Source organism: Staphylococcus sp. GDY8P57P (genome assembly GCF_017892585.1).
Classification (GTDB): Bacteria; Bacillota; Bacilli; order Staphylococcales; family Staphylococcaceae; genus Staphylococcus; species Staphylococcus borealis.
In genome coordinates, this window is the sequence record NZ_JAESLK010000109.1 from 1 (window position 1) to 893 (window position 893).

Below are 893 nucleotides of genomic sequence, written 5' to 3' on the forward strand. Positions count from 1 at the left end.
ATCCACTAAAAAACCACCAAAATAACCAAAAACAATAACACTCATGGTTCCAGGAAAAATAACACTATTACCTATTGTCGCTACATTTACATGATAAATAGTTTTCATCATATAAGGCACCATTGATATAAAACCAGCTACTATAGAAAATATTAGCCCACCAGAAAACAAACCAAGCATAAACGGAATGTTTTTCCCTAGTTTAGGATTAATAAAAGGGTTAGAAACTCTTGAAATATGTTTAATAAAAATCACAAAAAAGATTGTGAAGAGTATTAAAAAAGTCCAATTATAATTTGTCGTAAATAACATAAAACATATAATACTTATAGACATTAAAACAATACCTACGATATCTAATGTATTTTTTGTTGATTTACCAGGTACCATGACTTTAATAAGAAAAGGTATAGTTACTATTGTAATCATAGGAAGTATAAGTAGGTAAGACCAATGAATATAATGTGCTATTATTCCCCCTATTGAAGGACCTAACCCTTCACCTAAAGCTACAATTGATCCTATAAAACCAAAGGCTTTGCCTTGTTTTTTTCTTGTAATATTTCTAGCTACAACCACCATAATCAGTGAAGGGAATGCAGCAGATCCTACTCCTTGTACTAACCTACCAAAAATCAAAATAAAAAAGTGATTGTGACCAATAAAAGCAATCAATGAACCAAGACAGCTCAAACTAATACCAATAATTAACAATTTTTTTATATTTATATAATCAGATAATTTTCCATATACTGCTGTTCCTATCGAAAAAGTTAACATATATGCAGTGTTTACCCAGTTTGTAATTCCAGGAGTAGTATTAAAATGATTTGCAATATCAGGTAAAGAAACATTTAAAACCATTTCATTTAATACACTAAAAAATGAAAGAA

Annotated in this window: 1 protein-coding gene; it reads right to left on the reverse strand. The window is 29.0% G+C overall.

The genetic code is table 11. From position 1 onward, the window contains the following. Positions 1-893: MFS transporter (locus KA878_RS13780; RefSeq protein ID WP_210142230.1), on the reverse strand; the 893-nt coding region annotated here is incomplete at both ends.